Here is a 19,318-nt window from a genome sequence, read left to right on the forward strand (position 1 = left end):
CCAGATAGCGTGGAGCAGCGGCCTGACGGTACGGGTCCGCGGGCCGAAGTCCTCGTCCGTGGCCGGGGGCGACGCATCTGGCGTGCATGGTGGTGATGCGCCGGGAGGCCACCACAACTTCGTCCGGCGCAACGAGGTCTCGTCGGATTTAGCTGACGCGGTATCACTGGGTCAGGATGGCCGAGAGGGCGGGCTGATCTCGCACATACGCCATCATCGATCACCTGTTCCCATTATCGCCGGTCGCACCCGCGCCGCCCGCCCGCCACGGCGCTCGCCTCACGAGCGGTCGGTCGCGTCCGCACCGGGCGGCCACTAGGCCAGCGAGCAGCCGCCCCGCAAATTCAACAGCTGCTCGTCCTGCGGAGGCGGCACAACGATGTGATCCAGGATCAGTTCCAGCGGCCCGTTGCGGGTGGCCGGCAGCAGGAGCCTCGCCAGGTCGGTGGTGCGCAACTGCGCGAACACCTGCCGGCTGATCACAGGCCCCAGCAGCATGACCGGGTCCCGGACGATCCGCCCCCCGGCCGCGTCGCACGCGTACATCGGCAACGGGTCCGCGAGGTCGCGCACCCGGCCGGCTCCGCCGCCGCGCAGCAGACCGTCGAAGGGCGTCTCGGCATGAGGGCGGGGCATCGGGCCGCCTCGGGGTGGGGGAGGGGCGCGCCCGTTCAGCTCAGGCTCGCCGCCCGCGGGTGTCTCGCTGGCTGCCGGTCGGGACGCCGACCAAACGACTGTCCAACGGAAACTCAACGGGCGCCTCTTACGGTTCCGTTTGGCGTCGTGAAGTGCGCCCCTCCCGTGAACAGAGAATCGGAGGCGAACGCAGCAATGTTCCGCGCCCCCTTTCGCACCATCGCCATAGGCGCGGCCGCGCTTGCGGTGACGGCGGCGCTCGCCACTCCGGCGAGCGCCGAACCCAGCCCGGCAGGATGCCCGAAGGGCAACTTCTGCCTGTGGCTCGAAGGCGCTAGCACTCCCGTCTGGTCGAGCCCGGGGAACATGAACGAGGCGATCGGAGTCTGGAACCCGACCAGGCACATCTGGGCGTTCGACAACGCCAATGAGGATCCCGGATCCGACCACGTGCGCGACTACTGGCACTACAAGTATTTGGGCAGTTGGGACAACGGCAGCGAGACCTTGAACGTCACCTGCTTCCACTTCAACCCCGGCCCCTGCACCTACGAGGGCGCGATCGGCGGCAACCACCCCCACAAGGTCGTCCACATTCACAAGGCCATCTGGGGGCCGGAGTGCTAGCCGCCTGGCTGCAGATGCGAACAGCGCCCGCGCCCTGCGAGACGGGCCCAGGTGCCCCCGGCCGTACGCAGGAGGTGTTCGTCATGACGATGCTCGGCACCGGCGAGCCCGCCCCGTCGCCGGTGGCCTGGCCGCACGCCGTCCTCAACGACCCGGCGCCCATGACCGAGGAGACACGCGGCGACATCGACCTGCTGGCGGCCAGTGCGGTTCAGGACCGCGCTGGCCTGTGGGTGAACATCCTTGACGACGTCGAGCCCAGGCGCGTCTTCCAGCACATCGACAGGCGCAATCTCTTCGAGATCGCGGGCGGCATGAGCGACCCGGACCCACTCGCCACGTCGCTGGCAGACCTGCGGGATGCCCTCAAGAAGCTGGAAGACGCGGGCCTGGCCGTCCTCACCATCCATGACGAGACCAGATGGTGTCGGGCATCCCGGCGATGCCGGCGCAGGCGTAAGGCGGCCGTCCAGCGGGGGACAGGCCAGCGCGGGCCTGCACGTCCTGGCAGCTCGGTCGAGATCCCTGACCTCCTCAACGAGGGCAGCGTGGATGCGGAGGGAGTGGTAGACCGCAGGCGGGCTTTGAGCTGAGGCCGTGCCTAGCCGAGGCGATCCAAAGCCCGCCCGACCGCTCGCATGAACGTACCGGGCGGATTTCTCGGCCCCTCGTTCTTCAGCAGGAAGACCCACAGCAACGCAAACAGCCTGCGACATTCCAGTAGTCTGCGCTCCTCGGCGGAGTCGAGTTCGAAACACACCTCGCTCTCCCCACGGACCCAGCACGACACGTGCTCGGCCATCTCCGCGACCTCGGTCGCCCGATCGCTGCGCCCCGACTCCTCGAAATCGACAATCCTGACGCGCGCGCCGTCCCACAGAAAGTTCGCCCTGTTGCCGTCACTGGCCCCGAACACCGGCCGAACCCCACGCTCGCCCGGCTCCCACCCGGACAGCCACCGCGCGCCCTCTCTGACGGCCTGGTCTGCCAGCTCGTTCTTCGGCTGCCATCGCCCGGCCCACGCGAGCAATTGATCCCGGATCCGCTCCACCGGCCACAACCGCTGCGGTACCCGGTCGAGTACCTGCCGGGGCACGGCGCTATGCAGCCAGTCCACCGCCTCCACCAGTTCCTTCTCCGGTACGGCAGGCAGCAGGAGGAGCGGTGTGCCCTCGATGCGCGACATCACCACCAGATCGGTCCCGTACTCCACGGGTGAGGGCGCGAGCCCGGGCGCGTGCTCCGCGAGCAGCTGCAGTGCCCGCCATTCCCGTTCGGCGCCGCCAGGCTTGCCGTCGATGAAGCGTTTGCGCACCAGGTCGCCGTCGATCTGTACCTCGTGGGTCTGCATGAGTGGAGATTGAACCAGCCGTGGCTACGCCGCCGTCTGGGCCGATCAAGGGTATGGAAGGACCGGTTCTGGAGTGTGGCACGGACGAGACTGTTCCTGGTTTCCCCGACCCCGGACCCGCTGCAGGCCGGGGGAGGCATGCCTTGCCCCCCGTCGGGGGTCTGCAACGCCCGAGCCGACGAACCGGACCGGCACGTCCGAATTTGTAGTGTGGGGGGCATGGCGCGATGGGTTCGGGCCGGCGGGGTCGAGGTTGAGTCGATTTCCTCGATCACGTGCTCCGTCGTCGAGACGAGAGCGAGGGCTGAGCCCCGAGCCGCTGCGCAGTCTTTGTGGAGAGTGCGGCCAAGAACCCACCCCCCGACGTGGTCGTTGTCCATTCAATCGACAAGGACGCTGGGGGATGGGATGGCACCCAAGTACCACCTTGGCCCCCAGCAGATCGGCGACCTATCCGCAGGTACGGTCTCCAAATGGCGCACCCGCTACGACGGCACCAACCACCCCCAGCCCCGAGCCCGCCGCGTGGATCGGCGAGCCTGGCGCTGGGACCCCCGGATGGGACGGCCCCGTCGTTTGGAAGGCCTGGAGACTCGCCCTGCCCGGCCAAGGCGCCGGAGGCGGTCCGCTCCCCATCGAACGGGCCGCCCGGAGTATCGGGCGGCGCAGGAAGCTGCCCGCGCCGAGCACCCGAACGACACCACCAAGTGGCACCACCAGATGCGGGTCCGCAGCGCATCGCCTCCACCTACTGCGTCGACACGGCCGCGCTCAAGGAGCTCGCCGGACAGATCATGGAAGCCAGCCCTGACCTGCACACCGAGGAGGCCGACATCCGCTGCGGGCTGAGCGCCGTGACACCGGCCAGAGCTTCCGGCCAACTGCTCGTGAATGCCACGGCGCGGTCGTCGACGTACGCAGTGGCCGGCGGCTTGCGGCTGGTGAGGAGCAACCGGCCGCGCCCGGCCCAGAAGGTGATCTGGCCTGTGCGCTCGCAGGTGGTCGCACTCCTGCGGCGGCAGGTGATCGTAGTCGAGCTCGGGTCCGCCGCCGCACCCGCCGCAGACCTTGCACGAATCGTCGACGGCCATGAGCCGGCTGAGCGCCTCCAGCGCGCCGGTGGGGGGCGGGTCGTAGATCGTTCCGTCCGCCCACCCTCGGAAGTAGCGGCGGATGGGCGCGTCAAAGTCGACGCTGCTGGTCATGCAGCCATGTTGCAGTACGGCGAACCCTTCCAAGGCTCATCGAGCTTCCTGTAGTGCCGTTCGAGGGCGCCCAGAGTCTCCGTTCACAGACAGACCCTGGACACCCTCGCCCCCGATCCTGCAGCTAGGTCCACGAATCACTCATCCAGCCGCTTGGCAGACGGCTGCCTAAGGGACCGGTGGGGTCAGGTCAGGGCCAGCCCATGCCGCCGCTGCCGGGGCCCGGAGCCACGGCGGTCGGCCGGGTCTCACGGGCTCTCTCGTGGGAGGTGGGTTTCCCGGCGCCCCTTGGATCGGCCACTCCCAACCGAATAAGGTTCGGTTCATGGAGGAAACCGAGTTCGGCGTGCCCGGCCGGATCGCCACGATCATCCTGAGCGTCTCCAAGGACCTGCCCCCCTCCGCGCCGGACCGGCCGGGAACCCACCCCTGAGGAGCGTCATGGCCATCGACTTCACCCTCGCCCCCGAGCACGAGGAGCTGCGCTCCCGGGTGCGCGAGTTCATTCGCGAGACCGTGATCCCCGCCACCGAGGGGGAGCTGGAACGCGACGACTACCTGCGCGTCATCTTCGACCTCCGCAAGGAGGCCAGGTCCAGGAACCTGTGGCTGCCGCACATGCCGAAGGAGTGGGGCGGCATGGGCCTGGGCCACGTGGAGCTCGCCATGGTGCAGGCGGAGGCGGCCAAGACGCGCCTCGGCCCGTGGGTGCTGAACTGCATGGCGCCCGACGAAGGGAACATGCACACCCTGCTGCACTGGGGCACGGACGAGCAGAAGGAGAAGTACCTCCGCCCGCTCACCGAGGGCACGAAGATGTCGTGCTTCGCGATGACCGAGCCCGAGGTGGCCGGCTCCGACCCCACGCTGATCCAGACCCGCGCCGAGCGCGACGGCGACGAGTGGGTCGTCAACGGCCACAAGTGGTTCATCTCCAACGCCCGCCGCGCGAACTTCGCCATCCTGATCGCCCGCACCGAGCACGACGTCCCGGAGGGCTCGCGCGGCGCCAACACCGCCTTCCTCGTCGACCTGCCCGCCGACGGCTGGAACGACGTGCGCGAGGTCGAGACCATGCACGGCTCGACCGGGCACAGCGAGATCGTCATCTCCGACCTGCGCCTCCCTGACTCCCAGGTGCTCGGCGGGCGCGGCAACGGTCACCGGCTCGGCCAGTACCGGCTCGGCCCGGCCCGGCTGGCGCACTGCATGCGCTGGATCTCCCAGGCCGAGACCGCGCTGGACATGATGGTCGACCGGGCGCTCAACCGGCGCAGCCACGGCTCGGCGCTGGCCGACAAGCAGGGCGTCCAGTGGCTGATCGCCGACTCGGCCATGGAGCTCTACCAGGCCAAGCTCATGGTCCTGCACGCCGCCTCGAAGATCGACAAGGGCGAGGACTTCCGCACCGAGGTCTCCATGGCCAAGCACTTCGTCGCCGGAGCCCTCAACCGCATCGTCGACCGCGCCATCCAGGTCCACGGCGCCCTGGGCTACTCGACGGACACGCCGCTCGCGCACATGTTCCAGCACGCCCGCTGGGCCCGCCTGGCCGACGGCGCCGACGAGATCCACCAGATGCGCATCGCCGAACGCACCATCGACGCCTACCGCTCCACCGGCTCCACCTGGTCTGCGACCGGCAGCCTTCCCCTATGAACCCTGGCGGCGCCAGAAGGCGTCGTGAGCGGCCTGGTCGGCCACGTACTCCCAGCGGGCGACGACCAGGCCGTGCTCGAAGCCGTAGACGTTGAAGTTGTCCATCTCGATGCGTTCGCCGCGGCGCTCCGCCGTCCAGCGGTGCAGGGTGACCGCGTAGGAGTCGTTCGCCTGGACGGAGAGGAGTTCGGTGCGGAAGGTGCCGCCGGTCTCCTCGTGGACGAGCCGGCCGAGCCGGATGATGGCGTCCTTGCCGCGGTGCTCGCCGGTGACGAGGCTGTCGCCGCCGATGTGGAAGACGGCGTGGTCGGCGATCAGGGCGAGGTAGCCGGGAAGGTCGCCGCGGCCGGCCAGGCCGTACAGGCGGCGGGTGAGGACGGCGTGGGGGTGAGTTGCCATGAGGTCACCATGCCGCAGGGAGCGGGCTGCTGCCGGGCGGCGGGTAGCCTTCCCCTTGTGAGTGACATGGCGGTGCTGGCCGATCTCGTGGCCGACGGGGGCGTGGTGGTCCTCAGCGGCGCCGGGCTCTCCACCGAGTCCGGCATTCCCGACTACCGGGGGCCGAGCGGGCGGCGGCGGTCGGGCACGCCGATGACCTACCAGGAGTTCACCGGCAGCGAGGCGGCCCGCCGCCGGTACTGGGCGCGCAGCCATCTCGGATGGCGGCACGTGGCCCAGGCCCCGTGCAACCGCGGTCACCGCGCGGTCGCCGGGCTGCAGCGGGCCGGGCTGGTGTCCGGCATCATCACCCAGAACGTGGACGGCCTGCACCAGGCGGCCGGGGCCCGCGAGGTGGTCGAGCTGCACGGCAGCCTGCACCGGGTGCGGTGCCTGGAGTGTGGTGAGCGCACCGGCCGCGAGGAGCTCGACCGGCGGTTGCGCGAGGCCAACAGCGACTGGGCGGCGGCCGCGGGGCTCCAGCTTCATCCGGACGGTGCCCGGGTGAACCCGGACGGCGACGTCGCGCTCGACGACGCCGAGATCGAGGGCTTCACCGTGGTCGGCTGCGCCTCCTGCGGCGGGATGCTCAAGCCGGACGTGATCTTCTTCGGGGAGAACGTTCCTCCCGCTCGGGTCAGCGAGTGTTTCGAGCTGACCGACGAGGCGGGGCTGTTGCTCGTGCTGGGGTCTTCGCTGACGGTGCTGTCCGGGTTCCGGTTCGTACGGCATGCCGCTCGGCAGGCCATCCCGGTCGCGATCGTCAACCAGGGGCCGACGCGTGGCGACGAGCACGCGATGCTGCGCCTCGACGCCCCGCTCGGCCAGACCCTCGACGAGCTCGTGGCCGCTCTGTCCGCCGAGCCGGTGCCCGCCACGTCGTGAAGGACCGTCCCGACGGGCTGAGCGACGCCGCCCTCGCCACGACGCTGCGTGCGTGGGGAATCGCCGAGGTCCCGGTCTATGCTCCGGTCGGGTTCGGGGACTACCACTGGACGGCCGGGCGGTGGTTCGTCACCGCCACCGATCTGGCGCACCGCCCCGACCCCGGCCCGGCCCTGGCCGCCGCTGCCAAGCTCGGGCTGGACTGCGTGGTCGCGCCGGTGCCCACCCCGAGTGGGGGCCTGGTCGTGCGGGCCGGTGAGCGGTATGGGGTGAGTGTCTTCCCACTGGTGGAGGGGGAGTCCGGGCACTTCGGTCAACGGTTGCCCGGCGAGCGGCGGCGGGTGGTGCTCGACGCGCTCGCCGAGTTGCACGGCCTGAGGGCGCCGGCGGGGTTGCCGGCGCACAGCCCGGTGCCCGAGTCCCGGCCGCACCTCGACCGGGCCCTAGCCGCCCTCGACCAGCCCTGGACCGCCGGGCCGTACGGCGAGCCGGCCCGAGAGCTGGTGCGCGCCGAAGCGGCGCGCCTGCGAGCGAGGCTGGCCGAGTTCGACCACACCACGGCCACCCTCGACGGTAGGGCGGGCATGGTTGTGACGCACGGTGAGCCTCACCCCGGCAACCTGCTCTGGCACGACGGCCGGGTGAAGCTGATCGACTGGGACACCGTCGCGCTCGCCCACCCCGAACGGGACCTGTGGCTGGCCGCCACCGAGCCGGGCGACCTGGACCACTACGCCCACGTCTCCGGCCGGGAGCCGGACCCGCGCCTGCTCGGCTTCTACCGGCTGCGCTGGCAGCTCGACGACCTGGCCGTCTACCTGGAGCTCTTCCGCGCCCCGCACACCGAGGGCGGCGACGCCGCCGACTCCTGGCGGTACTTCCAGGACACCCTCACCGCGCTCTAACTCCGTTCGAGGTGCTCCAGGATCGCCCGCAGCGAGGCGGCCAGCTCCCGGCGGCGCTCCCCGTCGAGCTCCTTCACGACGAAGGCCTCCTGCCGGTTGAACTCCGGGAACAGCTCCCGCATCAGCCGCTCGCCGGTCGGGGTGAGCGCCAGCATCACGCGCCGCCGGTCGGTGGGGTGCTGGGTGCGGCGCAGGTGCCGGTAGGACTCCAGGGTGCGCACCACGCCGGTCAGCGTCGCCTTGGAGATGCCCGCCTCGGCGGCCACGTGCCGGGTCTCGCTCTCGCCCCAGATCCAGACCACCCACATCACCACGAACCCGGTCCAGGTCAGCCCGGTGTCCCGCAGGACGGTCTGCTCCAGGTGGTTGCGGATCGCCGAGGAGGCGCGGTAGATGTTCGACACCGCCCACATCGCCTCGAAGTCGAGGTTGAGGCCGCCCAGGCGCTCGCCGACGGCTTCCTCGGTCTGGCGCAGGGTGTGGTGTCCGGTCATGGTCGCCCATCATATTCGGCCCCGAACAATCACCCGCCGTGGACCACCCGCCCGCCGAAGAGGGTGAGCTCCACCGGCGCCTCGGTCAGCTCGTGCGGGCTGGTCGCCGCGCTGACGCACAGGTCGGCGACCTTGCCCGGGGTGATCGAGCCCTTCCAGGTCTCGGCGTGGTCCTGCCAGGCGGGCGCGATCGTGTAGGTGCGCAGGGCGGCCTCCAGATCGAGGCCCTCGCCCTCGCGCGCCACCAGCGCGGCCACCCCGGCGCGCCAGTCGGGCCGGGTGACCGGCGCGTCCGAGCTGCACGCCGTGACCACGCCCGCCTCGACCGCCGAGCGGGCCGGCCACTCCGTGCGCACCAGAGCCTCGCCGAACAGCGCCCGGGTCGTGCCCGCCTCCATGGCCTGCAGCACCGGCTGCAGGTTGATCCCGCAGCCGAGCGCGGCCAGCCGCGCCAGAGCTTGTTCGGACGCGAACTGTCCGTGGATCACGTAGTGCCGCGCGTCCTTGCGCGGGTGGCGGTCCTGCGCCGCCGCGAGCGCCTCGGCCACCGCGTCCACCCCGCGACTGCCCACCACGTGCACGCCGAGCTGCCAGCCGGCCTCGTGCACCAGCCGGACGATCTCCGCCAGCTCGGCCACCCGCTCGCCCGTGCTCGCGCCGTGCGTGCACAGCGCCCCGTGCCCGCCCGAGGGGTACGGCTCGCGCATCCACGCCGTCTCCGAGGGCGGGATGCCGTCGGCGAAGACCTTGACCCCGAGCAGCCGCAACAGCCGCGGTGAGATCCCCGCCAGGTCGGGCGGCGCGGCCAGCCAAGCCACGGTGTCGGCGGCCGAGGCCCCCGACATCGCGCTCGGCAACCCCAGCACGCTCACCCGCGCGGTCAGCTCGCCCGAGCGGGCCAGCGCCGCGTACGCCTCCAGCGCGCCGGTGCCCATCCCGCCGGCGAAGGCCTCCTCCCCGCCCGGCCCCAGGCCGGGCTCGGTGAAGCTGGTGATGCCGAGCCGGTTCAGCTCGGCCACCATGTCGCGCGCCACCGCGCTCAGCCCGCCCTCCGGATGCGGCACCGCCCGCTGCACCAGCGCCTGGTCGGCGTGGTGCAGCACGCCTCCGTCCGACTCCACCCCGGCCAGCTCGAGCGCCAGGCTGTTGACCCAGACCGCGTGGCCGGAGAAGTCCTGGAGCAGCACCGGATGCTCCGGCGCCACCTCGTCCAGATCGGCCGCGACCGGCTGGCGGCCGGGGTCGGCCACGCACTCCGCGAGCCGTCCGGGATGCCAGCCGATGCCGCGGATCCACTGGCCGGGCCGCGCCTGCCGTACCGCCCGGGCCACCTCGGCCCGGACGGCGGCGATCGACTCCAGCGCGACGTCCAGGCAGAACGGCGGCCGGTGCAGGCCGTACCCGACGCCGTGCAGGTGGGAGTCGTTGAGGCCGGGCAGCACCACCCGCCCGCGCAGCTCGACCGTCTCGGCGGCGCGCCACCCGCCGGCGTCCTCACCGACGTGCACGATCTCGCCGCCGCGCACCACCACCGTGCTCGCGTACGGCAGAGCCGCGTCCATGGTCAGCACGCGGCCCCCGGCCAGGATCAGGTCAGCGCCCGTCATCGCGATGGTCTCCCAGGTAGGCGCGCCGCAGCGCGGAGTCGTCGGCCCGCAGGGGCGCGGGGTCCCCGGCGTAGGTGAGGCCGCCGCGCGCCAGCACGTAGGCGGCGTCGGCCAGGGTCAGGGCGGTGTGCGCGAACTGCTCGACCAGCAGCACCGCGCACCCCTCGCTGGCCAGCGCGCGGATGACCGGCAGCAGCCGCCGGACGATCGCCGGGGCCAGGCCCAGGGACATCTCGTCCAGCAGCAACGCGGCCGGGCGGCGCAGGATCGCCCGGGCCAGCACGAGCATCTGCTGCTCGCCCCCGGACAGCAGCCCGGCCCGCACGTTCAGCCGCGGGCCCAGCTCGGGGAAGAGCTCCAGGGCGCGGGCCGGCTCGCCGGTCAGGGCGAGGTTCTCGGTCGTGGTGAGCGTGGCGAAGACGGTCCGGCCCTGCTCGACATGCGCGAGGCCGAGCGCCGCCCGGCGGGTGCGCGGGCGGCCGGTCAGGTCGTGACCGGACAGGGTGACGCGGCCGGCGCGGGTGGGCAGGACGCCCGAGACCGCCTCCAGCAGCGTCGTCTTGCCCGCGCCGTTCGGGCCCAGCAGCACGGTCACCTCGCCCCGCCGGGCCACCAGGCTGACCTCGCGGACCACGGGCTGGCCGCGCCTGGCCACCGTCACCCGCTCCAGGACCAGCGTCATGCGGTGACCTCCTCGCCCAGGTAGGCGCGCAGGACCTCGGGGGTGGCGAAGACCTCGGCGGGCGGGCCCTCGGCCAGGACCGTGCCGAAGTCGAGGACGGTGACCCGCTCGCAGGTGGCCCGGACCAGGTCCAGGTCGTGCTCGATGAGCAGCACCGCGGCGCCGAAGCGCGCCGGGGCGGTGTTCAGCCAGGCGCCGAGGCGTTCGGTCTCGGCCTGGCCCAGGCCGGCGGCCGGCTCGTCCAGGACGGCCAGGACCGGGCGGGCCAGGAGGGCGCCGGCGACCTCCAGCAGCCGGCGGGTGCCGGTGTCGAGCTCCTCGATGCGGTGGGTGGGCGGGAGGTCCACCAGGTCGTGGAGCGCTTCGGCCAGGTCCTCGTGCGTGAGGTGGCGGCGGGCGGTGAAGCGGAGGTACTCCTCGACGGTCAGGGTGGTGGGGACCCGGTCCTGCTGGAAGGTGCGGCGCAGGCCCGCTCGGGCCCTTCGGTGGGCGGGGGCGGTGGTGAGGTCGGTGCCGGACAGGAACACCGTGCCGGTGCAGGGGACGAAGCCGGTGATCGCGTCGACCAGGGAGGACTTGCCCGCGCCGTTGGGGCCGACCAGGCCGTGGACGGTGCCTCCGGGCACGGTGAGGGTGACCTGGTGGAGGGCGGTCACCTGGCCGAACCGGACCCCGAGCCCGGAGACCTGCAGGGCCGTAGCGGGCTGGGGTGGAGGAAGGGGGGCCTGATCAGGAGAGGGTGGGGCTGTCGATGGGGTCTCAGAGGGTCGGAGGAGGGGAAGGCGGCGGAGGGAAAGGCGGCGGAGGCGGGCGCGGAGGGCGTCGCTGAGGCCGGAGCCCTGGGTGAAGGCCTGCAGCGCCCCGACGGCGAAGACGACGTTCGCCCACTGCTGCGGGATCCCGAAGCGCCGCAACAGCTCCGAGATCAGCACCCCGAGCGCCCCACCGAGCAGAGCGCCCTCGGCGTGGTGAGCCCCCGCCATGACGGCCACCGCGTAGGCGGTCAGCGACTGCCCGGGGTCGAAGTTCCGCGACACCACCATCGCGAGCTGCCCGGCCAGCAACGCCCCCGACAGCCCCGCCACGAAGGCGCTCACCGCGAAGGCGCTGAGCTTGGCCCCGGGCACCCCGGTCCCGGCCGCGGCGGTGGCCCGCTCGGACTCGCGCAGCACCCGCCACGAGATCCCCAGCCGCGTCCGCCCCACCACCGCCAGCGCCACCGCCACCAGGGCGAACACCCCGCAGCAGAACAGGAAGTACTGCCGCTCCGCCGCCAGCCCGGCGGGCCGCCCGACGGTGAGCCCCTGGGCGACGCCCGGGAAGGAGGAGGCGGCCAGCACCACGTCCACGGTCGCCGCGAAGCCGAGCGTGACGATCGCCAGGTGCACCCCGCGCAGCCGCAGCGCCGGCAGCCCGACGAGCACCCCGAACGGCACCGCCGCGAGCCCGGCCAGCGGGAGCCACACCCACAGCCCGCCCGGCACCGCCCACACGTTGAGCTGGGCGGTGGTCCAGGCGCCGATGGCCGCGAAGGCCGCCTGGCACAGCGACACCAGCCCGGCCCGCCCGGCGACCACGCCCAGGCTCTGCAGCAGCACGCCCGACACGACCGCCGAGGTGGCGAGGAAGACCCAGTAGGCGGGCAGGGGCGCGGCCACGCCGTACAGCAGGAGGGCGCCGGCGGCGGCCAGCCCCGCGCGGACGAGGCGGTCAGCGGGCCGCATCCCACACCTCCCGCCGCCGGGTCCACATCAGGATGAGCAGGATCGCCGCGAACGGCACCGCGTCGCGGTACTCGCGCAACGCCGCCGAGCCGGCCAGCACCCCCTCCAGCAGCCCGAGCGCGAGCCCGCCCAGCAACGCCCCCGACAGCCGGGTCAGCCCGCCGACCAGCGCCGCGGCGCACGCGGGCACGATGAGCATGCTGAGCGACAGGATGTCGCTCGACCGGACCGGCGCGACCAGCAGCAGCACCAGCGCGGCCAGCCCACCGGTCGCCGCCCACAGGACGACGGCAGGCAGGCGGGTGCCGATGCCGAGCAGTTCGGTGGTCACCGGCCGCTCGGCCATGGCGCGCAGCCGCAGCCCGAGCGGCGTGCGGGTGAGCAGCAGGTGCGTGCCGCCGCCGAGGAGCGCGGCGAGGGCGAGCAACGCGGGCGTCGCCCAGGTGATCACCACGCCGGCCAGCTCGGCGGCGGCCCCGGAGGCCGGGTTGGGCAGCACCCGCGGGGTGTCGCCGAACAGGATGTAGGCGAGCGCGATGATCCCGATGAGCTGGGCGATCGACACCGCGGTGCGCGTCTGGGCGTCGCCGGCGGCGAACCAGCGCACCATCACCGCGCCGCAGCCCGCCGACAGCAGCGCCCCCGCCGCGACGCCCGCCGCCGCGGCCACGCCGTACGGCAGGCCGGACTCGGTCAGCGCGGCCATGACGTACACCCCGGCCACCCCGATCGCGGCGACGGCGAGGTTGACCGTGGCGGTGAGCCGGTACATGGCGGTGAGCAGCAGGCCGAGGGCGGCGAAGGTGCCGCCGGCGGCCAGTCCGGAGAGCAGGCCCTGGAGCATCAGTCGAGCGTCCCCGGATAGCGCACCCACTCCGGGGTGACCACCTCCCACCTGCCGCCCCTGAGCTGGACGATCTTCCCGGCCCGGTTGGAGCGGTGCTTGGCCGCGGGCCCGAACTCGTACGGCGTGCCGACCAGCGGGTGCCGGACGGGCTTGAGCGTCTTGAACGCCCGGGTGACCGCCTCGCGGGTGATCGGCCCCTGGATGCCCCGGAGCGTCTCGACGAGGTAGGTGGCCGCCAGGTAGCCGCCCTGCCCGAACGAGGTCAGCGGCACCTTCCTGGCGGTCATCAGCTCCCGCCAGTCCTTGAGCGCGGCCGACCCGGCGTCGGTGAACGGCTCGAACTCGGCGTTGGCGTAGGTGCCCTCGCCGTCGGCGCCGAGCGCGCGGGCGACCGCCTCGGTGTAGGGCGCGGTGGTCATGAGCCAGTCGACGCCGGTGACCTTCTGCTGCTTGACCACCTTCATCCAGGCGATGGCCATCGGCTCGGTGCCGTTGTAGAGCACCGCCTGGCACCCGGCGTTGCGCGCCCGCAGCACGAACGGGGTCGGGTCGGAGTCGGGCTTGACGGTGCGGTCGTCGAGGGTGAGCCGCTTGCCGGTGAGCGCGGTCCAGCTCCGCACGGCCCCGCCGTAGGCGTCGCTGGTGTTGCCGAGGATGGCCAGGAACAGGCAGACCTTGTCGTGCTCGAGCACCTCGGAGGCGTAGTACAGGTTGATCGCCATGTTGAGGTAGGGCCCGGTGTTGACCGGCGAGATCGCGGGGGACTCGAAGCAGGTCGGGTCCACGCCGGTGCCCTGGATCGAGACGATGCCGGCCTGCGCGTAGAAGGGCGCGTTGACCGCGCAGTCGAGCAGGCTGGCCGAGCCGGCCAGCGCCACCGCGCCCTGGTTGGTGACCACGTCGCGGGCGGCCTGGGCGGCGGCGGCCGGGTCGCCCTTGTCGTCGGCCACGAGGTACTCGATCCGGCGGCCGCCGAGGCCGCCCTGCTCGTTGACGCGGTCGAAGACCGCCTTGGCGGCGGCGGAGGAGTCGGGGAAGGTCACCGGGCCGCTGAGCGAGCTCACGGCGCCCACCTTGATCGTGTCGCCGGGTCCCTGGCTGGCGGCGGGCTCGTCGGCGAGTCCGCAGCCGGTCGCCGCGAGGAGCAGCGCGGCCAGGGACAGGACGACGAGCGCTCTCGAACCGGTCATGACGCGGGCCTCTCGTGCGTGACGGGTGACCGGATCGTACGGTTCCTAACAAAGGCTGGCAAGAGCCATTTTTGGTCTTATCGTGCGGGTATGAACGTTCCTCGCATGCAGCTCGTGCTCTCCGAGAACTGGACCATGACCCCGGCCCGCGACCTGCCCGTCCTGGTGCGCTGGGCGCGCGAGGCGGAGGAGGCCGGCTTCGACTCCGTGATGATCAGCGAGCACGTCGTCCTCGGCCCCGACGCCGGCGCCCGCGGCCGGATGGCCAACCCGCGCGAGTACGCCCTGCCCGGCAACCAGGACCCCTTCACCCCCTGGCCCTCGCCCCTGACGCTGCTGGCCGCCATCTCCTCGGTGACCAGCACGCTGCGCCTGGCCGCCGCGGCGGTCCTCGCGCCGCTGCGCCACCCGCTGCTGCTGGCCCGCGAGCTCGGCACGCTCGACCTGCTCGCTCAGGGCCGGCTCATCGTGCTGCCGACGGTGAGCTGGAGCCGCGACGAGTACGCCGCGCTCGGCGTCGACTTCGGCCGGCGCGGGCGGATGCTGGACGAGCACCTGGAGATCTGGGAGCTGCTGTGGCGGGAGTCCCCGGTGTCCTACCACGGCGAGTTCTACCGGTTCGACGAGGTCTACTTCGAGCCGAAGGCCTACCGGCCCACCGGCCCGGTGCTGTGGTTCGGCGGCGCCGGGCTCAGCGAGCACCTGCTGCGCCGGGTGCGGCGGTGGGGGAGCGGCTTCAACCCGCTCGGCTACCCGCCCGCCGCCGACATCGAGGCGCTGCTGGCCGTACGGCCCGGGCTGGAGCTGGCGGGCGGCACGCGGGCGCTCTTCCCTGACGCCGGCTCGTGCGCGCCGCTCGGGCCGGCGCTGGAGCACATCCCGCAGCGGATGGCCGAGGGGTACACCACCTTCTGCATCAAGCCCTCGCAGTTCCTCGACGACCCCGGCCGGGTGGGAGCCTTCTGCCACGAGGTGATGCGCCGGGTGCGCGCCCTGGTCTGACCCGGCCCGCGGGGCGGTCAGGGCTGCATCGCCCTGGCGACCAGCAACGTGTCGGTGAACTGCTCGAAACCGATCACCGTCCCGTCGTACAGCTTCCAGACGTGGGTGAAACGGGCCTGCATCGCCTTGCCGGTCGCCCGGTAGACGCCGCGGTAGACGCCGATCACCACGATCACGTCTCCGGCGTCGACGTACTCCTCCGGCTCGGCGGCGAAACCCTCCCACTCCTCGCCGAGCCGGGCGAACACCCCCTTGAGCACCTCGTCCGGCCCGACGTAGGTGCCCGCGCAGGGGAAGCCGGCCATCTCCGTCCACCGGGCGTCCGGCGCGAGCGCCGCGAGCACGCCCGCCACGTCGCCGCGCGCCGAGGCGGCGTAGGACTCGCGTACGGCCAGCAGGTTCTTGGTGATCATGCCGGTTCCTCTCCTGGGGGGTAGGTGACCGTGCCCAGCGGCTCGATGTGCGCGCCGCCGGGCGAGGCGTGGATCTCACCGGCGCCGGACAGGCCGAAGAAGGTGCCGACCGTGCGCCGGGCCGCCCAGTCGTAGAGCCAGGTGGCCGCGACCGGGATGCGGAACTCGCGGAAGGTGAAGACGTACAGGTCGTCGGCGAGCTTCCAGGTGGCCGCCAGGTCCACGTCACCGTGGCCGCGTTGCGCGCCCACCAGGCACTGCCAGGCGTAGCGGGTGGAGCTCAGGTAGACGTGCTCGTAGAGGTGGTCCGGAGAATAACGGTACAGCGCCCGCCGCCCGATGAGCTCGCGCGTCGGGGCCGGCGGCTCGCCGCGCACCGGCGTGCCCTCGACCGTGCCCGGCGTGAAGGCCTGCGCCACCCGGGGCTCGCCGGGGACCGCTTCTTCGGCGATGGTGGAGGTGATCCGCAGCGCGCGGCCGAGCCCGGTGTGCACGACCGTGACCGTGTGCCTGCGCGGCTCCTCCGGGTGGCCGTGGCCGAGGAAGAGCAGGTCCTCGCGGACCGGCACCGCCTCGTACGGCTGCGCGGGCCCGCCGTCCGCGCTGAGCTCGGCGCCGGTGCGGAAGTCGAGGCGGGTGGCGGAGCCGTCGGCGAAGGCCAGCCGCAACGCGGTCCCGGCCAGGCGGTCCGTCGCGGGCAGGCGGTTGGTGGCGATCCCGGGGGCGAAGTCGTCCATGGTCTTCCAGCCGGGGGACATGGTTTCTTCCTCCATGAAGTCGTCTATGAAATCATATAGTTTTCCGCTCGAAAGGAGTAGGCGATGAGGTTGCAGGGCAAGGTCGCCCTCATCACCGGCGCGGGCACCGGGATCGGCGCCGCCGCCGCCCGCCGCTTCGCCGCCGAGGGCGCCCGAGTGGTGCTGGCCGGCCGGCGCAAGGAGCTCTTGGACGAGGTCGCCGCGCAGCTCGACGCCCCCGGAGGTGAGGAGCGGGTGGCGGCGGTGGCGTGCGCGGACATGGCCGAGACCGCCCAGGCCCGCGCGGCGGTGGACAGCGCGCTGGCCCGCTTCGGCCGCCTGGACGTGGTCGTCGCCAACGCCGGGGGCCACGGGTTCGGCGCGCTGGCCGAGACGAGCGACGCCGACTGGCGGCTGAGCATGACGGCCAACCTCGACACCTGCTTCGTCACCTGCCGGGAGGCCATGCCCGCCCTGATCGAGGCGCGGGGCGCGATCGTGGTGGTCTCCTCCATCGCCGGCCTGGCCGCCGGGCCCACCGTCGCGGGGTACGTCACCGCCAAGCACGCCCTCATCGGGCTGACCCGTTCGATCGCCCGCGACTACGGCCGGCACGGCGTGCGCGCCAACTGCCTGTGCCCCGGCTGGGTCCGCACCCCCATGGCCGACGGCGAGATGGACGAGCTGACCGAACGCCACGGCATCTCCCGGGAGCAGGCCTACTCCCTGGTCACCAAGGACGTCCCGCTGGGCCGGCCGGCCACCGCCGAGGAGATCGCGAGCATCTGCCTCTTCCTGGCCTCCGACGACAGCGCGATCATGACCGGCTCCGTGCTCGTCGCCGACGGCGGCGCCACCGCGGTCGACCTCCCCACCCTCGCCTTCGTATAAGACCCCTACCTCCGCCCCGAGTCCCCGCCCGGAGTCCCCGCCCGGAGTCCCCGCCCCGCCGAGTCCCCGCCCTCCCTAACTTCCCGCCCCCCGAGTCCCCGCCGGCTCCTGGTGCGAGAGAGGACATGTCCTGATGTCAGACCTGTTCATCGGCGGTGCCTGGAGCCCAGCGGCGACCGGCCGCTCGTTCCCCACGCTCAACCCCGCCGACGGCACGGTCATCACGACCTGCGCCGAGGCCGGCCCCGCCGACGTGGACCGCGCGGTCGGCGCGGCCCGCGAGGCCGCCGACGCCTGGGCGGCCCACCCCGAACACCTGCGCGCTCGCCTGCTGTGGCGCGTCGCCGACCTGATCGAGGCGAACGCCGAGGAACTGGCCGAGCTGGAGAGCCGCGACAGCGGCCAGCTCCTCGGCGTCGCCCGCGAGGTCTCCGTCCCCGGTACGGCAGAGCACTTCCGCTACTTCGCCGGCTGGTGCACCAAGATCCAGGGCGCGGTGCTCCCGGTCGCCTTCCCCGACACCCTCCACTACACCCGGCGCGAGCCGGTGGGCGTCTGCGCGCTGATCACCCCGTGGAACTTCCCGCTGATGATCGCCGCCTGGAAGCTCGCCCCCGCCCTCGCCTGCGGCAACACCGTGATCATCAAGCCCGCCGAGCAGACCCCGCTGTCCACGGTCCGGCTCGTCGAGCTGATGAGTGAGGCGGGCTTCCCGCCCGGCGTGGTCAACCTGCTCACCGGCGGACCCGGCACCGGCCGGGCGCTGGCCGCCCACCCCGGCGTGGACAAGATCTCCTTCACCGGCTCGACCGAGGTCGGCCGCTCCCTGGTGAGCGCCGCGGCGGGCGGTCTCAAGCGGCTGACCCTGGAGCTGGGCGGCAAGGCCCCGAGCATCATCGCCGCCGACGCCGACCTGGACGCCGCGGTGGCGGGCAACCTGACCGGCGCGCTCTTCCACAGCGGCCAGGTGTGCGCCGCCTACGCCCGCTTCTACGTCGACCGCGAGCGGGCCGATGAGTTCACCGAGAAGATGGCGGCCGGCGCCGCCGCGTTACGCATAGGCCCCGGTGACGACCCGGCCAGCCGGCTCGGCCCGCTGGTCAGCGAGGAGCACCTGCGCTCGGTCGACGCGCACGTGCGCGGCGCGGTCTACGAGGGCGCCGACCTGGTCGGCGGCGGGCGGCGGGTGGACCGGCCGGGCTTCTTCTACGAGCCGGCCGTCTTCGCGGGGGTCACCGACGACATGGCGATCGCTCGCGAGGAGGTCTTCGGCCCGGTCATCCCGGTGCTCGCCTACGACGACCCCGACGAGCTCGTCGCCCGGGCCAACGCCCTGGAGTACGGGCTGGCCGCGTCGATCTGGACGCGGGACCTGTCCACCGCGCACCGGCTGGCCGCCCGCATCCGGGCCGGGGCGATCTTCATCAACATGATCCACGTGCCGGACGCGGCCACCACCTGGGGCGGGTACAAGGCCAGCGGCTGGGGCCGCGAGATGGGTCCCTACGCGATCGACGCCTACACCGAGGTCAAGGGCGTGTGGACCCATCTCGGACCCGGGTCTCGTTGATGAGCGTGCGCTGGAAGCAGACCCCGTCCTTCAGCCACTGCCAGGTGCGGCTGCGGTGGTTCCCGTCCTGGCTGAGCACGATGAGCTCGAACAACCGCACGCTCGGGTCGGCCTTGTAGACCCAGTTGAGGTAGATCGTGTGCTCGTCGGCCTCCCAGAACTCGCCGATGATGCGGTCGGTGTCGAAGCGGCACCGGCCGCCGCCGAGGTAGCGGCCGGGGAAGTGGTGCTCCTCGGTCCGGCCGTCCGGCCAGGTGTAGCGGTTGATCTGGTAGTAGTCGTGCGAGCCGTCGCCGGGCAGGGCGCAGGTGAGGTGGGCGGTGTGCCGGTCGGTGACCCGGCCGTCGCGGTCGACGACGGTGTAGGTGCCCTCCCAGTCACCTTCGTGCCGGGCCAGCAGGGGCATGTCGTCTCGGATGCTCAAGGTCGGACACCGCCAGGGGTCGGAGGGACAC

Annotated in this window: 21 protein-coding genes; 9 read left to right on the forward strand and 12 right to left on the reverse strand. The window is 72.6% G+C overall.

What is annotated here, in order from left to right; translation table 11 throughout:
- Nucleotides 1-315 precede the first annotated feature (315 nt).
- Entirely contained in the window at nt 316-636 is a 321-nt protein-coding gene (locus ACIBG7_RS11515) for a hypothetical protein (protein WP_397335998.1), read from the reverse strand.
- Nucleotides 637-801: 165 nt separating this feature from the next.
- Between ACIBG7_RS11515 and ACIBG7_RS11520 the strand changes: the two genes are divergently transcribed.
- Together ACIBG7_RS11520 and ACIBG7_RS11525 are read left to right on the forward strand one after the other, a co-directional pair.
- Nucleotides 802-1,263, forward strand: a complete 462-nt coding sequence (locus ACIBG7_RS11520; RefSeq protein ID WP_397335999.1) for a hypothetical protein — start codon at nt 802-804, stop codon at nt 1,261-1,263.
- Nucleotides 1,264-1,346: 83 nt separating this feature from the next.
- The gene (locus ACIBG7_RS11525) at nt 1,347-1,856 is read left to right on the forward strand and encodes a hypothetical protein (protein WP_397336000.1); all 510 of its coding nucleotides are present in this window, start codon (nt 1,347-1,349) and stop codon (nt 1,854-1,856) included.
- Nucleotides 1,857-1,864: 8 nt separating this feature from the next.
- Here the strand turns inward: ACIBG7_RS11525 and ACIBG7_RS11530 are convergent, their stop codons facing one another.
- Nucleotides 1,865-2,614, reverse strand: coding sequence for a phosphotransferase family protein (locus ACIBG7_RS11530; protein ID WP_397336001.1), 750 nt, complete (start codon nt 2,612-2,614; stop codon nt 1,865-1,867).
- A 707-nt stretch (nt 2,615-3,321) separates the two neighbouring features.
- Between ACIBG7_RS11530 and ACIBG7_RS11535 the strand changes: the two genes are divergently transcribed.
- Both ACIBG7_RS11535 and ACIBG7_RS11540 read left to right on the forward strand, forming a co-directional pair.
- Nucleotides 3,322-3,873, forward strand: coding sequence for a hypothetical protein (locus ACIBG7_RS11535; protein ID WP_397336002.1), 552 nt, complete (start codon nt 3,322-3,324; stop codon nt 3,871-3,873).
- 387 nt (nt 3,874-4,260) lie between these two features.
- Nucleotides 4,261-5,478, forward strand: a complete 1,218-nt coding sequence (locus tag ACIBG7_RS11540; RefSeq protein ID WP_397336003.1) for an acyl-CoA dehydrogenase family protein — start codon at nt 4,261-4,263, stop codon at nt 5,476-5,478.
- Here the strand turns inward: ACIBG7_RS11540 and ACIBG7_RS11545 are convergent.
- Nucleotides 5,473-5,877, reverse strand: coding sequence for a nuclear transport factor 2 family protein (locus ACIBG7_RS11545; RefSeq protein ID WP_397336004.1), 405 nt, complete (start codon nt 5,875-5,877; stop codon nt 5,473-5,475). The two genes, ACIBG7_RS11540 and ACIBG7_RS11545, sit on opposite strands and share 6 nt — an antisense overlap.
- A gap of 66 nt (nt 5,878-5,943) precedes the next feature.
- Here ACIBG7_RS11545 and ACIBG7_RS11550 point away from each other — a divergent pair, with 66 nt between their 5' ends.
- Both ACIBG7_RS11550 and ACIBG7_RS11555 read left to right on the forward strand, forming a co-directional pair.
- Complete coding sequence (locus ACIBG7_RS11550; RefSeq protein WP_397336697.1) at nt 5,944-6,801, forward strand: NAD-dependent protein deacetylase; 858 nt, start codon at nt 5,944-5,946, stop codon at nt 6,799-6,801.
- Nucleotides 6,798-7,706, forward strand: coding sequence for a phosphotransferase (locus tag ACIBG7_RS11555; RefSeq protein ID WP_397336005.1), 909 nt, complete (start codon nt 6,798-6,800; stop codon nt 7,704-7,706). The genes ACIBG7_RS11550 and ACIBG7_RS11555 overlap by 4 nt, the downstream gene beginning before the upstream one ends.
- Here the strand turns inward: ACIBG7_RS11555 and ACIBG7_RS11560 are convergent.
- The 6 genes from ACIBG7_RS11560 to ACIBG7_RS11585 are packed head-to-tail and all read right to left on the reverse strand — an operon-like array spanning nt 7,703 to nt 14,250.
- Nucleotides 7,703-8,200, reverse strand: a complete 498-nt coding sequence (locus ACIBG7_RS11560; RefSeq protein WP_357929776.1) for a MarR family winged helix-turn-helix transcriptional regulator — start codon at nt 8,198-8,200, stop codon at nt 7,703-7,705. The two genes, ACIBG7_RS11555 and ACIBG7_RS11560, sit on opposite strands and share 4 nt — an antisense overlap.
- Nucleotides 8,201-8,229: 29 nt before the next feature.
- Nucleotides 8,230-9,807 carry an amidohydrolase gene (locus tag ACIBG7_RS11565; RefSeq protein ID WP_397336006.1) on the reverse strand — a complete coding sequence of 526 codons (1,578 nt, stop codon included), beginning with the start codon at nt 9,805-9,807 and terminating at the stop codon, nt 8,230-8,232.
- Complete coding sequence (locus tag ACIBG7_RS11570; RefSeq protein ID WP_397336007.1) at nt 9,794-10,489, reverse strand: ABC transporter ATP-binding protein; 696 nt, start codon at nt 10,487-10,489, stop codon at nt 9,794-9,796. Before ACIBG7_RS11570 ends, ACIBG7_RS11565 begins: the two co-directional genes overlap by 14 nt.
- On the reverse strand, nt 10,486-12,213 hold the full coding sequence (locus ACIBG7_RS11575; RefSeq protein ID WP_397336008.1) for an ATP-binding cassette domain-containing protein: 1,728 nt from the start codon (nt 12,211-12,213) through the stop codon (nt 10,486-10,488). Before ACIBG7_RS11575 ends, ACIBG7_RS11570 begins: the two co-directional genes overlap by 4 nt.
- Nucleotides 12,200-13,057: a branched-chain amino acid ABC transporter permease gene (locus ACIBG7_RS11580; protein ID WP_397336009.1), complete on the reverse strand. Its 858-nt coding sequence runs from the start codon at nt 13,055-13,057 to the stop codon at nt 12,200-12,202. The genes ACIBG7_RS11575 and ACIBG7_RS11580 overlap by 14 nt, the downstream gene beginning before the upstream one ends.
- Nucleotides 13,057-14,250 carry an ABC transporter substrate-binding protein gene (locus tag ACIBG7_RS11585; RefSeq protein WP_397336010.1) on the reverse strand — a complete coding sequence of 398 codons (1,194 nt, stop codon included), beginning with the start codon at nt 14,248-14,250 and terminating at the stop codon, nt 13,057-13,059. The genes ACIBG7_RS11580 and ACIBG7_RS11585 overlap by 1 nt, the downstream gene beginning before the upstream one ends.
- Before the next feature lie 90 nt (nt 14,251-14,340).
- Between ACIBG7_RS11585 and ACIBG7_RS11590 the strand changes: the two genes are divergently transcribed.
- Nucleotides 14,341-15,252, forward strand: coding sequence for a TIGR03619 family F420-dependent LLM class oxidoreductase (locus ACIBG7_RS11590; RefSeq protein ID WP_397336011.1), 912 nt, complete (start codon nt 14,341-14,343; stop codon nt 15,250-15,252).
- Between the two features lie 17 nt (nt 15,253-15,269).
- Here the strand turns inward: ACIBG7_RS11590 and ACIBG7_RS11595 are convergent, their stop codons facing one another.
- Both ACIBG7_RS11595 and ACIBG7_RS11600 read right to left on the reverse strand, forming a co-directional pair.
- Nucleotides 15,270-15,665 carry a nuclear transport factor 2 family protein gene (locus ACIBG7_RS11595; RefSeq protein WP_357929758.1) on the reverse strand — a complete coding sequence of 132 codons (396 nt, stop codon included), beginning with the start codon at nt 15,663-15,665 and terminating at the stop codon, nt 15,270-15,272.
- Nucleotides 15,662-16,438 (reverse strand): MoaF C-terminal domain-containing protein, encoded by a 777-nt coding sequence (locus ACIBG7_RS11600; RefSeq protein WP_397336012.1) that lies wholly within the window; start codon nt 16,436-16,438, stop codon nt 15,662-15,664. Before ACIBG7_RS11600 ends, ACIBG7_RS11595 begins: the two co-directional genes overlap by 4 nt.
- A 48-nt stretch (nt 16,439-16,486) precedes the next feature.
- Between ACIBG7_RS11600 and ACIBG7_RS11605 the strand changes: the two genes are divergently transcribed.
- A complete protein-coding gene (locus tag ACIBG7_RS11605) occupies nt 16,487-17,293 on the forward strand; it encodes an SDR family NAD(P)-dependent oxidoreductase (RefSeq protein ID WP_397336013.1) in 807 nt (268 codons plus the stop codon).
- A 133-nt stretch (nt 17,294-17,426) separates the two neighbouring features.
- On the forward strand, nt 17,427-18,863 hold the full coding sequence (locus ACIBG7_RS11610) for an aldehyde dehydrogenase family protein (RefSeq protein ID WP_397336014.1): 1,437 nt from the start codon (nt 17,427-17,429) through the stop codon (nt 18,861-18,863).
- Here the strand turns inward: ACIBG7_RS11610 and ACIBG7_RS11615 are convergent.
- A complete protein-coding gene (locus ACIBG7_RS11615) occupies nt 18,823-19,287 on the reverse strand; it encodes a hypothetical protein (RefSeq protein WP_397336015.1) in 465 nt (154 codons plus the stop codon). The genes ACIBG7_RS11610 and ACIBG7_RS11615 overlap by 41 nt on opposite strands.
- Nucleotides 19,288-19,318: the final 31 nt, after the last annotated feature.

It is taken from the genome of Nonomuraea sp. NPDC050328, assembly GCF_044459405.1.
In the GTDB taxonomy this organism is placed as follows: Bacteria; Actinomycetota; Actinomycetes; order Streptosporangiales; family Streptosporangiaceae; genus Nonomuraea.